This window comes from Marinomonas sp. 15G6-16, assembly GCF_055809555.1.
This window is the reverse complement of sequence record NZ_CM147916.1, coordinates 1,763,776-1,776,255: the sequence shown is the minus strand read 5'-3', so window position 1 is coordinate 1,776,255 and position 12,480 is coordinate 1,763,776. Positions and strand designations below refer to the sequence as shown.

At 43.4% G+C, this 12,480-nt stretch carries 11 protein-coding genes; 5 read left to right on the top strand and 6 right to left on the bottom strand.

What is annotated here, in order from left to right:
- The first annotated feature begins 159 nt into the window (after positions 1 to 159).
- Genes AC0L46_RS08605 through AC0L46_RS08595 form a run of 3 tightly spaced genes read left to right on the top strand, consistent with a single transcriptional unit; the run spans position 160 to position 2,835 of the window.
- Complete coding sequence (locus tag AC0L46_RS08605; RefSeq protein ID WP_473502948.1) at positions 160 to 669, top strand: putative pterin-binding protein; 510 nt, start codon at positions 160 to 162, stop codon at positions 667 to 669.
- Between the two features lie 3 nt (positions 670 to 672).
- The gene (locus AC0L46_RS08600) at positions 673 to 2,472 is read left to right on the top strand and encodes a sensor histidine kinase (RefSeq protein ID WP_473502946.1); all 1,800 of its coding nucleotides are present in this window, start codon (positions 673 to 675) and stop codon (positions 2,470 to 2,472) included.
- 27 nt (positions 2,473 to 2,499) lie between these two features.
- The gene (locus tag AC0L46_RS08595; RefSeq protein ID WP_473502945.1) at positions 2,500 to 2,835 is read left to right on the top strand and encodes an Hpt domain-containing protein; all 336 of its coding nucleotides are present in this window, start codon (positions 2,500 to 2,502) and stop codon (positions 2,833 to 2,835) included.
- Positions 2,836 to 2,860: 25 nt separating this feature from the next.
- Here the strand turns inward: AC0L46_RS08595 and AC0L46_RS08590 are convergent, their stop codons facing one another.
- The 6 genes from AC0L46_RS08590 to AC0L46_RS08565 form a co-directional block, all read right to left on the bottom strand.
- The gene (locus AC0L46_RS08590; RefSeq protein WP_473502944.1) at positions 2,861 to 3,367 is read right to left on the bottom strand and encodes a GAF domain-containing protein; all 507 of its coding nucleotides are present in this window, start codon (positions 3,365 to 3,367) and stop codon (positions 2,861 to 2,863) included.
- 137 nt (positions 3,368 to 3,504) lie between these two features.
- A complete protein-coding gene (gene phoU / locus AC0L46_RS08585) occupies positions 3,505 to 4,218 on the bottom strand; it encodes a phosphate signaling complex protein PhoU (RefSeq protein WP_473502942.1) in 714 nt (237 codons plus the stop codon).
- Between the two features lie 14 nt (positions 4,219 to 4,232).
- On the bottom strand, positions 4,233 to 5,063 hold the full coding sequence (pstB, locus tag AC0L46_RS08580) for a phosphate ABC transporter ATP-binding protein PstB (protein ID WP_317005526.1): 831 nt from the start codon (positions 5,061 to 5,063) through the stop codon (positions 4,233 to 4,235).
- A 17-nt stretch (positions 5,064 to 5,080) separates the two neighbouring features.
- Positions 5,081 to 6,796, bottom strand: a complete 1,716-nt coding sequence (gene pstA, locus AC0L46_RS08575; RefSeq protein WP_473502940.1) for a phosphate ABC transporter permease PstA — start codon at positions 6,794 to 6,796, stop codon at positions 5,081 to 5,083.
- Complete coding sequence (locus tag AC0L46_RS08570; RefSeq protein ID WP_414682119.1) at positions 6,796 to 9,054, bottom strand: ABC transporter permease subunit; 2,259 nt, start codon at positions 9,052 to 9,054, stop codon at positions 6,796 to 6,798. The genes pstA and AC0L46_RS08570 overlap by 1 nt, the downstream gene beginning before the upstream one ends.
- Positions 9,055 to 9,166: 112 nt before the next feature.
- Complete coding sequence (locus AC0L46_RS08565) at positions 9,167 to 10,135, bottom strand: PstS family phosphate ABC transporter substrate-binding protein (RefSeq protein WP_414682118.1); 969 nt, start codon at positions 10,133 to 10,135, stop codon at positions 9,167 to 9,169.
- A 405-nt stretch (positions 10,136 to 10,540) separates the two neighbouring features.
- On the opposite strand from AC0L46_RS08565, the gene AC0L46_RS08560 reads away from it, so the two are divergent.
- Entirely contained in the window at positions 10,541 to 11,065 is a 525-nt protein-coding gene (locus AC0L46_RS08560) for a TRAP transporter small permease subunit (protein WP_414682117.1), read from the top strand.
- On the top strand, positions 11,062 to 12,450 hold the full coding sequence (locus AC0L46_RS08555; protein WP_414682116.1) for a TRAP transporter large permease: 1,389 nt from the start codon (positions 11,062 to 11,064) through the stop codon (positions 12,448 to 12,450). The genes AC0L46_RS08560 and AC0L46_RS08555 overlap by 4 nt, the downstream gene beginning before the upstream one ends.
- The last annotated feature ends 30 nt before the right edge of the window (positions 12,451 to 12,480 follow it).

The following is a 12,480-nucleotide window of genomic DNA, read 5'->3' as shown; positions in this document are numbered from 1 at the left end:
TATTGAAAAAAGCAATACGGCTTATTTTTTCTTTGATTTCTTAAAAATTTTACGTATTTGTATTATTTAAAGGGTTAAGCTCCCCAGTATTAGCAACACAAGCACTCTTTTTTTGTCTATCATAGACAAATCATCATTTGTAAAGAATTAAGGTTTGCCATGGGCTTGTTAACGCGTTCTCTATTATTGCTTTCCTGCCTTCTCTCTCTTTCTGTTTATGCGTTAGAAGCACCTTCCCATAGAGTCGTTTTAACGGTATCTGGAGCGATTAACGTGACGAATGTTGATCAAGAAGCGGCATTCGATATGACTATGTTAAAAGCGCTCCCTCAGTACGTTATAACAACAAAGAACCCTTGGACGAAAGAGGCACATACTTATCAAGGTTTTTCAGCGGTCGATTTGCTCGACTCTTTAGGAAATAAAGGCAACTTACTCCAAGTCACCGCGTTAAATAAATACATGACGGAAATTCCGCTTTCTGACTTCGCGGAGAAAGGGGCAATTTTTGCCACACACCAAGATGGGATACTGATGAGTGTTCGTAATCTGGGGCCAATTATGGTGATTTACCCTTTTGATACCAACGAAGACTTAAAGTCAGAGCTGTATTACAGTCGATCTATTTGGCAAGTAAGCAGCATTAAAACTCTTATTGTCGCGGAGTAAAAAGTGCTTTTACCCAAACAAAAAGCATGGCTATCAAGCTTCCGTAAAACGGTTCTGTACGCCTTCATTACCCTTATCATCACAATTTCTATTTCTCTATTTGGCATTATCACCTACACCAACGGTAGCGCTAAAGACAATAGTCGCAGAGCCTTTGAAAGCTCACTCTGGTGTGCACTACAACTGCAAATACAGTCTTATCGATTATTGGATTATCTGATTGAGTTGGACGAAAGCGCTTTTCCATTAGGAGGCGATGCGTTCTTTGAATACGATTTGCTGATGAGTCGAGTCGACTTACTCAGGGAAGGCGAAATCGGTTCGCTTATTCGCAACTTTGAGGAAGGTAGAGTTGTAAAACACCTTAATCTGATCAATGGTGAATTAGAGCTTTTAAGCTTCAACATTTCCAAGTTAGAGCAAGGTGATACTTCTTATTTAACCAACATCATTGAGCGTATTCAGCGCCTTCAGCCTAAGATTGATGAGTTTGTCTCTTTAGTAAATAAAGGCAGCACAGAATACATAGATAAAGACCATAAAAATTTTGAGCACAGCCTAAGCGCCATTCAGGTTTTGTCTATGGCGCTATTAATCTGTTTATTGCTCTTATCTTTCTTTACGGTGAAAGCTCTGATTGAGTTACAAAAATCACTAAAAGAAACCAATAAGCTAAAAGCAGGTATGCAGGCCGTTCATGAAGATAAAGCCAACATGCTGTCGTTTATTCATCAGGAGCTTAGGTCGCCAATCCACGCCATTCTGGGCATTGCTCAAACCGTCAAAAACACGCCTTCCGCTCAATCTTCTACCGAGCTTTCCGAGCACATTGAAGAAGCTGGCGATCAGTTGCTTCAAAGCATCGAAATGTTCTCTGACTTAGCGCAAATTGAGACAAATAGATTTTCTCTTTTGCATACAACCGACAACCTTCAAAAGCATGTCGAAGCCTGCTTGACGCAGTTTGAGTCGCAAATGGCCAGAAAAGGCCTACAAAGTATTGTTTACATCGATCCGCTGTTACCAAAAGACATCACCATCGATTTCAATCGCTTCAAAGAGATCATTATAAGCTTGCTGCAAAACGCCTTAACTCATACGCCTTCTGGCAGCATCAGTGTGCAGATTCGTCCTTCTATTCTTGCGATTCCGTTGATGACAACGCCGCCGGCCTCTACGCAAGAAACAAGAATGCTACAAATTGCTGTAAAAGACACAGGTTTAGGAATGTCTGAGCAGTTACAAGAAAATCTGAGAATGAATCCAATGCTTCCTCAAGATGAAGAATCCATATTGAGAAGAATTGGCTTGAACTTAACCTTATGCAATAAGTTAGTAAAATACATGAATGGCGAAATTCATTTTTATAATACACCTAAAAAAGGCTGCGAATTCTGGGTTGATATTCCCTATTATGTTGAACGTGACCTCAGTCAAATCGACAAGCCAAAGAAGGAACCAAGCCGTCAGCCTTGCGTGAATAGACATGTATTTCTTATCGAAGAAGATTCACACTTAGCAAAGGTTCTATCCAACCAATTAGCAACACTCGGCCTTAAGGTAACTCTTTTCAAAGAAGGAAGCAGTCCGTCAAAAGAAAAGCCGGACGCCATCATTCTAGGTAACTCAACTTGTCTAGAAAGAGATGGATTCGATATGATGGAGCAACGGAAAAAGCAAGGAATACCTATTCTTAGCTACAGCATCAATGCGGTTAAACAAGGCGAGCAATACATTACGCCCCTGTCCTTCCCGCTGCTACAGAGCCAGATAGAAAAGAAAATAACTCAACTTTTTAAGTAATAAATGAATTCTGACAAGGCACTTTAAATGATCGACCACTCTTATCTCGACTCACTTGTTGAGCTACTTGGAAAAGATACCATTAACGAAATACGCTTAGTTTATGTCAATGAAAGTGCTGAAAAACTAGAAGACTTGTTCGCAGCGTGGGAAGCTAAAAACTTCACAGAACTGCAAGACATCAGCCATTCACTAAAGTCGTCCAGCTTGAGCATGGCAATGGCGGACTTTGCAGAGCAATGCCGAATGATCGAAGAGCTATCACAAACCTCGGATGAACAAGGCATTAAACCAATCACAGAAAACCTGTCTGTTGTCTACCACAAGTCCTTAGAAGAACTCGTGGCCTACTTCGAAGACTAGTAAAGAAGAAACAACCTGAACTCGCTTAAACTGCAAAGCTCCAGTTCATATCCGTTGCAGAAATAAAAGTCGCCACAAAAGATTCAATTCCCGCCTGATCAACGTCAGTAAAACGCCCGACCTTTGGGCTATCCATATCAAAAACGCCAATCAACTTACCCTGTGAAATAACAGGTACTACCAACTCAGAAGCAGAAGCGGCGTCGCACGCTATGTGTCCATCAAAAGCATGAACATCTTCGATACATTGTGTTTCTTGGGTTTTCGCCGCTTCACCACACACTCCTCGACCAAAAGGAATACGAGTACAAGCCACTTTGCCCATATAAGGTCCAAGCACTAACTCTTCATCACGAGCAAAGTAAAAGCCAGACCAGTTAAGGTCAGGAACAGTCTGCATGACAAAAGCGGAAAATTGAGCGGCATTACAGATGAAATCTCGCTCTCCGCTGAGCAAAGCCGCCAGTTGAGCGTTTAATTCTTGATAGGTTTCTTGCAGGGAAGAGGTTGTATTTACTTCTATTGTAAACATGAAGGTTATCACCAAAAAAGACAAAGCCAGATGATAACAAAGTCTGTACAGAGGAGAGAAACAGAGAAAAGGGATTGATTAAGAAAATATCGATCTCATGCTAGCCGAGGGCAATAGCATGAGATCGATTGGCAATATTACGCGCCTTTTACTTCATTGGCTAAGTCATTCACGCTCACGTGGCGTACATCGACACCTTTCACCATGAAGATCAAATGCTGACAAGTGTGACGAGCATGGTCACCAATGCGCTCAAGTGAACGAAGTACCCAAATGACATTGATCACGCTCGAAATACTGCGTGGATCTTCCATCATATAAGTCACTAAAGAGCGCAAAGCCGCTTCGTATTCACGGTCTACTTCACTGTCTTTTTTCGCTACTTTAATTGCCGCATCGATATCTAGTCGAGCATAAGCGTCCAATGAGTCATGAATCATTCGTGACACCATTTGACCAATACGGCTGATCTCAACATAACCGCGTGGAGATTCACCACCGTCGATCAAATCAGAAGTCAATTTAGCGATCTTTTTCGCTTCATCACCTATTCGCTCTAATTCACTCACGGCTTTACTGATCGACAGAATCATACGCAAGTCAGAGGCTGCAGGCTGACGCTTAGCAAGAATGCGCGTACATTCTTCGTCTATCAAGCCATCTAGTTCGTTAACAGAAGCGTCTTTTGCTCTGACTTCCTCTGCTAGTTCGCCGTTAGCGTCTAACAAGGCTTGAACTGCATCTTGAACCTGAGTCTCAACAATGCCACCCATGGTCAAAAAATGTTGGCGTAACATTTCTAGCTCGTTATTAAACTGCTGAGAAATATGATCCGTTGTTAATTCTTTCATAATCCGTCCTCCGCCTAGCCGTAGCGACCTGTGATGTAATCTTCTGTTTGTTGCTTACTTGGGTTAGTAAATAAAGAATTCGTATCACCAAATTCAATCAAATCACCCATGTACATGAAGGCAGTGTAATCCGATACACGCGCAGCCTGCTGCATGTTGTGAGTTACGATCGCAATGGTGAAATCGTTTTTCAATTCGTGGATCAACTCTTCAATTTTCAATGTTGAGATTGGGTCCAAGGCAGAAGCTGGCTCATCCAACAACAAAACTTCAGGTTTTACCGCTACCGTACGGGCGATAACCAAACGCTGCTGCTGACCACCAGACATACCCAAAGCACTTTCGTGTAGACGGTCTTTTACTTCGTCCCATAAAGCCGCTGAGCGCAATGCCCATTCAACCGTTTCATCAATCACACGCTTTTGGTTAATGCCTTGAATACGCAAGCCGTACGCTACGTTTTCGTAAATACTTTTTGGGAACGGGTTTGGCTTTTGGAACACCATACCAACACGACGACGCAATTCTGCTACATCCGTGCCTTTTTCATAAATATTGCTGTCATGCAGGTTGATCTCACCAGTAATACGGCAGCTATCAACCAAGTCATTCATGCGGTTAAAACAACGCAACAGCGTTGATTTACCACAACCAGAAGGACCGATGAAAGCCGTTACCTTCTTCTCAGGGATGATCATATCCACGCCTTTAAGCGCTTCTTTTTCCCCGTAGTAAAGATGCAAATCTTTAACAGAAAGGCAAACGGTTTCGTCTTCGATGCGCAAAGCTTGCTGGCTACGCTGCATCGCTGAAATATCAATTGAGTGTGTTTTTGCTTCGCTCATAATCTTTTCTTCTCCGCTTACATTTCTAGCGATTTGTATTTTTCACGTAGGTGATTTCGAATCGTTACTGCTGAGAAATTCAGTAGTGCAATAACCATCACAAGTAATAACGCTGTTGCATAAACAAGTGGTCGCGCTGCTTCCACGTTCGGGCTTTGGAAACCTACATCATAGATGTGGAAGCCTAAGTGCATAAACTTCTGATCCAAATGGATGAATGGGTAGTTTCCATCTAAAGGTAAAGTAGGTGCTAGTTTCACAACACCGACCAACATCAATGGCGCAACTTCACCAGCGGCACGGGCCACGGCCAAGATAACACCTGTCATGATCGCTGGGCTGGCCATTGGAAGAACCACACGCCATAGGGTTTCGGCTTTTGTCGCACCTAACGCCAAGCTACCTTCACGTACGTTACGAGGAATACGAGACAAACCTTCTTCCGTCGCTACGATAACCACTGGCACAGTCAATAGCGCCAAAGTAATCGATGCCCACATCAAGCCACCTGTACCAAAAGTTGGTGACGGCAATGCTTCTGGGAAAAACGCTTGGTCGATACCAGAACCCAAAAAGTAGATAAAGAAACCTAAACCAAATACACCGTAAACAATAGAAGGCACACCCGCTAGGTTATTTACCGCGATACGAATAACACGAGTAATAACCCCTTGCTTTGCGTATTCACGAAGGTAAACCGCCGCCACAACACCAAAAGGCGTTACCAATACTGTCATTAACAATACCATCATTACGGTACCGAAGATCGCAGGGAAAACACCACCTTCTGTATTGGCTTCACGAGGTTCGTCTGTTAAGAATTCCCATACTTTATTAAAGTAGAAACCTAACTTCTCGAAAACACCCATCGCATTAGGACGGAAAGCGTGAACAATTTTCGATACTTGAATTTCATGTACCGTACCGTCCATCACTCTTACAGTGAATGAGTCACGATTGATCTGCTGGTATAGATCTGCAAGGTTCGCTTGCAAGCCTTTATACTCTTCATCGTATTGTGAACGCTCTGCTGCAAGGTCCGCTTCTACTTCTGGCGTTAATTCACCATTTAGTTCATAGCGACGCTGCTTAAGACGAATACGCTCAAGGGCATGGTTAATTTTACCAATGTCACTTTTTTCAATGTGTTTGATTTCGTCATGGATAACTGCCGCACGCTCGATGCTTTTCTCGAAAGTGGCCCAAGTCGCCAAAGCAGAATCTGTCGGCGTTAAGTCTGATGTTTCAGACACAACCTGACCAGCTTCTTTCACAGACATTAGGTAACCATATAGGTTGCCCCATTCGTGACGCTCTGCTGCGAACAACATTTCCGGTGTTTGAATATCGCTTAGGTATTTGTCCAACACCCAACCAAAATCCGCACCGTAAACATCGCGGTTACCCATTTTAAGAAGCGTACGCTTAAGTAATGGATCGCCACCTTCAGGAAGGTTTACACCGGCTTCACGTAATTGAGCAGCGGTTACTTCTACACTCTCAACACGTTCTGCCGCAATGGTGTAAGACTTCTCACCAGGCAATGAATAAGTCGCTTGCATCACATCCGCTGGCCAAAAATGACCCAAGCCTCTGACAGCAATCAAAAGTAATAACCCTACAACCATGATGACAGAAATCGCCACAGCACCTGCATTTAGCCACACCCATGGATCACCAGATTTAACCCATTGAGATACGGACTGTTTTTCCATTTTCATTTCGCTACTCATTACAATGACCCGTATTTTTTGCGTAGGTGCTGACGCACGGTTTCAGCGATCGTATTCACTACAAAAGTGAAGATGAACAGAACAAACGCTGCCAAGAACAGAATACGATAATGTGAACTTCCCACTTCTGATTCCGGTACTTCTACCGCAAGGTTCGCCGCTAACGTACGCATACCTTCGAAGATGTTGAAGTCCATAATTGGCGTATTACCAGTCGCCATAAGAACGATCATGGTTTCACCTACCGCACGACCCATACCAATCATGACGGCAGAGAAGATACCTGGGCTCGCTGTTGGCAATACAACGCGAGTCATGGTTTGCCAGTAAGTGGCACCCAATGCTAGAGAGCCTTGAGTTAAAGCTTTTGGCACACTGAAAATCGCATCTTCAGTAATAGAGAAGATGGTCGGGATAACCGCAAAGCCCATCGCAAAACCAACTACCAAAGCGTTACGCTGGTCGAAAGTGATACCCAAGTCATGAGTAATCCAGCCGCGAATGTTGCCACCGAAGAAGCTTAATTCGATGATTGGACTCAAGATCAAACAGAACCAAGCAAGGAAAACAATCACAGGAATAAGCAACAATGGCTGCCAGCCTTCTGGCACTAACCAGCGAATGTTGGTTGGCAATCTTGACCATAGATAAGCAAATAGCAGAATACCGACAGGTAAAACCACCAAAATACTAAAGGTTGCTGCTAAGTTTTCTTCTAAGAAAGGCGCAAAGAAAAGACCCGCTAAGAAACCTAGGATAACCGTTGGCAAAGCTTCCATCAGCTCGATCACAGGTTTGATCTTACGACGCAAGGCTGGCGCCATGAAGTAAGCTGTGTAAATCGCACCACAGATTGCCAAAGGAACGGCCATCAGCATAGCGTAGAACGCCGCTTTCAAGGTACCAAATGCCAAAGGCATCAAGCTGTATTTAGGCTCGAAGTCGTTACTTGCAGAAGATGACTGCCAAGTGTAAGTCGGCTCTGGGTAACTTTCGTACCAAACTTCACCCCAAATAGATGACCAAGACACTTCTGGGTGCTCGTTATCTACGTGGTAGAAATGCAGTCCTTTACCGTCTTCTAGTAATAAACCATTCGCGCGAGGAGAGAAACTAATCAAACGAGCTGTTTCATCACTCAAACGCTCATCGATTACTTTACGCTTAGAGGTGGCGTTGTAAATTGCGACCAAACCGTTTTCGTCCAATGTTGCAAAGCCTTTACGGCGTTGTTCCATGGCTGTATCAACAATCGCATTAGGCTGCTTAACATCACGGATGAAGTGCAGTTTTTCTTCGTTGGTTGCATCGTCACGAACGTTAAACCACTGGCTCACACGACCAGAAGAATCCGCCACCATCACCGATGTTTTACCAACAAGGTAATTCATGGAAACCAACTGAGAGTTTTCAGCCACTAAAGAGGCTTGATCTTTCAGTGTGATGTTATCGAAATCGCGTAAATCAAACTCGCTGAATTCACCTGAGTTTGTTGCGATATACAAAGAACGCTGATTACCACTGATGAGTAGGCTATTGATGTCCGCAATGAATGGAATCGCTTCGCGCTGCTCAGTTAGCTCAACTTCTTCAGTAATGAAGTTAACATCTTTAGTCACTTTCAAAACCGATGTTTGAGACTCACCAGTAGCAGCGATGGTTAAACCATCTTCACTGTCGCGAATCGCTAATTTCTCAATAGCAAAATCGGCAACACTGATGGCTTCTTCGCCATAAGGGTACTCAACAAAAGGGGTGATCTGACGCTTTCCATCAGGATACGTAGTACGGTAGCTGTGCTGTTTAATCACTACTTTACCGTCGGCGTAACCAAATGCCAGTAAACGACTCGTATCAGATTCAACGGTGAAGCTTGTCACCTCTTCTGCACGGGCGCTTTCTATTGTCTCAATGACAGAACCGTCCTCGATAGAAAAGAATACGATGGCACCATTGCTGGCAACACGCATACCAATTTCAGATTGCTCTTCCGTAGCTAAATAAAGGCTTTTACCTTCATCTTGAGCAGGCAAAGAATAACTTGCCTTAGGGTCTATTGAAGCACCAGAAAATAATGGCGCTACTTCATAAAAGAGATAGAAACAGATCAGAAGTACAGCAAGAATTACACTGCTCCCTCCGACTGCTATGCCCATTCCAGCCACTTTATCTTTCAGGGCTCGAAACTTACGATGACGCTTTAAAGCTGGCGTATTGAAATCCAGTTCAGGCATCTGATGGTCAGTCGATTTAGTCATCCGAATTCATCTTTGTTGTGTGACAATTTTATGACACTAGGAGGGAAGTAAAAAGCAGGAGAGCGTTACGCTATCCTGCTTTCAAGTACATCACCAGTGTCGCCAAGCGAACTTAGTTAATGCCTAAAGTATCAAGGTATTTATCAGCAACTTTAGCTGGTAGAGGTACATAACCGTCTTTTACAACAACCTCTTGACCCATCTTAGATAGAACCATTTTAACGAATTCACGTTGTAGTGGTGCTAGTGGCTTGTTAGGTGCTTTGTTTACGTAAACGTAAAGGAAGCGAGACAGTGGGTATTTACCAGCTGCTGCGTTTTCTGGCGTCGCTTCTACAAATGCATCGCCTTCTTTCTTAGCAAGTGGCAAGGCACGTACTGAAGACGTTTTGTAACCGATACCAGAGTAACCGATACTGTTAAGAGAAGTAGAAACAGACTGAACAACAGAAGCAGAACCTGGTTGCTCGTTTACACTGTTTTTGAAGTCACCTTTGAAAAGACCATTGTCTTTGAAGTAACCGTAAGTACCAGATACTGAGTTACGACCGAACAATTGAATGTCACGGTTAGCCCAAGCACCAGTCAAACCTGCTTTACCCCAGTTAGTGATGTCTTCGCTGTGTCCACCTTTACGAGTAGAAGAGAAGATTGCATCAACTTCAGGAAGAGACAAACCTTTGATTGGGTTATCTTTATGTACGAAAACCGCTAGAGCGTCGATAGCAACTGGGATAGCCGTTGGCTTGTAACCGAATTTTTTCTCAAACGCTGCAATTTCTTTGTCTTTCATAGTACGAGACATAGGACCGAAGTTAGATGTACCTTCAGTCAATGCTGGTGGCGCAGTAGAAGAACCAGCCGCTTGAATTTGGATGTTTACATTTGGGTATAGACGTTTGAAGTCTTCAGCCCACAATGTCATCAAGTTAGCCAAAGTATCAGAACCAACACTTGAGATGTTACCAGAAACACCGCTAGCCTTAGTATAAGTATTCAAACCTGCATCAACGTCTGCAACAGCGTTAAAAGAAACACTTGCCGCTGCTGTCATTGCTAAACCCGCAACTAGTTTTTTCATCACATAAACCCCAATGGTTATAGTCAAATATTTATGAGCAACTGCTCATAGCTCGTTCGATGGAACACACTATAAAAAAGTTATGTGACAGAAATGTTAAACAGTGAAATATTTCAAAATTATTTTTCAATCCGACCAAAAAACGAGGATTAAAGCCGCACCAAAGCGTCACTTTTTTCGAGTGATATCACCTCGTAACAAACAAAAGCGCAGTTTTTCACTTATAAAGGCGTATTTTATTCATAAAATGCCACGAACTGCCGTGAGTAAGCCCCTGAAATATTCCCATAAGTAGCGTTATCCAATAGACTAGCTGTCCGGATTTTACTGGTTAGGTTTTAACCTTATAAAAAAGACCTAAAAAGCATCCGGCAATAACGATTAAAAAACTCTGTGGGTATTTCAATGTTAAACAAACTGGTCTGTTCGGCCGAAGCTGTCTCCCATTACACAGGGCGATGTGTGGCTTGGCTTACTTTATTTATGATGCTGCTTACTTGCCTGATCGTACTGTTACGTTATGGCTTTGGTATTGGCTCTATCGCACTGCAAGAATCGGTTCTGTATCTTCATGCGTTAGTGTTTATGTTAGGCGCAGCTTATACACTTAAAGACGACGAACATGTACGCGTAGATGTGTTCTACCGAGATTTCTCTGCTACCAAAAAAGCATGGGTAAATATTCTTGGCGGCCTATTCTTTCTTTTACCTTTCACGATTTACACCACTTATTTAAGTTTAGATTACGTGAGTGCGTCTTGGCGTGTATTAGAAACTTCCCCAGAGCCAGGTGGACTGCCTTTTGTCTACCTATTAAAAACACTGATTCCTATCATGATGGTATGCCTAATTATTCAAGGCTTAGCTGATATTGCAAAAAACATAGCCGTAGTTAAGACAGGAAAAAACTCAAAAGGACGTAACTCATGATTGAATTTATCCCTTTATGGCTCTTTGCAGCCGTTTGTGTCTGCTTGCTATTTGGCTACCCTGTTGCCTTTTCATTAGGTGGAACCGCGTTAATATTCGCCGCTGTTGGATCATTGGCTGGCACATTTGATAGCGTTTTCTTAGAAGCTTTGCCGAACCGCTTATTCGGCATTGTTGGTAATGAAACCCTCATCGCGGTACCGCTCTTTGTCTTGATGGGCGTGCTCTTAGAAAAATCCAAGTTGGCTGAGAAGCTGCTTGAGTCAATGGCCATGTTATTTGGCACCATGCGCGGCGGTCTTGGTATTTCGGTTATTTTGGTGGGTATGCTGTTGGCTGCGAGTACCGGCATTGTCGGTGCAACGGTTGTCACCATGGGCATGATCTCTTTGCCAACCATGTTGCGCCGTGGTTACGATCCTGCGCTAGCAACAGGAACCATCTGTGCCACAGGAACATTAGGTCAAATCATTCCGCCGTCAATCGCCTTGGTTCTGTTGGGCGATGTAATGTCGAATGCTTTCCAAAAAGCTCAATTAGAAATGGGGATTTTCTCGCCTAAAACCATCTCGGTTGGTGACTTGTTTGTCGGCGCCTTAGTTCCTGGTTTAATTCTGGTTTGTCTGTATATCCTTTATGTTGTGATGGTCGCTTGGTTGCAACCTCACAAAGCGCCTGCGGTGCCTCGTGAAGAATTACGCAACGGATCAACAGAATCTTTAGCGGTTCAGTTGATTAAAGGCTTGCTACCACCGCTTATTCTTATTTTTGCTGTATTGGGTTCTATCCTTAGCGGTGTGGCAACTCCTACCGAAGCCGCTGGTGTTGGTGCATTGGGCGCGGCTATTTTGGCTTGGGCCAGCGGTAAACTGGACTTCCAGACACTAAAAGACGCTGTCTATTCAACGACCAAAGTCACCTGCATGGTGTTTATGATTCTGATCGGCGCCTCTTTATTCTCGCTCGTTTTCCGAGGATTTGGTGGCGAAGAGCTGATTCATGATTTCTTCTCTCAGTTGCCTGGTGGCGTTGTAGGCGCAATGATTGTTGTTATGTTGCTGATGTTCTTCCTTGGCTTCATCTTAGACTTCATTGAAATCACCTTCGTGGTTGTACCAATCGTTGCGCCAGTTTTATTGGCAATGGGCTTAGACCCTGTTTGGCTCGGCATCATGATGGCGATCAACCTACAGACGTCTTTCTTAACACCGCCATTTGGCTTCGCATTATTTTACCTACGTGGTGTGGCGCCGCCGGAAATCAAAACTCAGTCTATTTATAAAGGTGTACTACCCTTTATTGTTATTCAGCTCTTTGTGCTGCTATTGCTATCAATATGGCCAGAGCTGGCGACTTGGTTACCAGAACAAGTATATACAGATTAATTAAGCTGCTTACGAAACAACAAATATAAA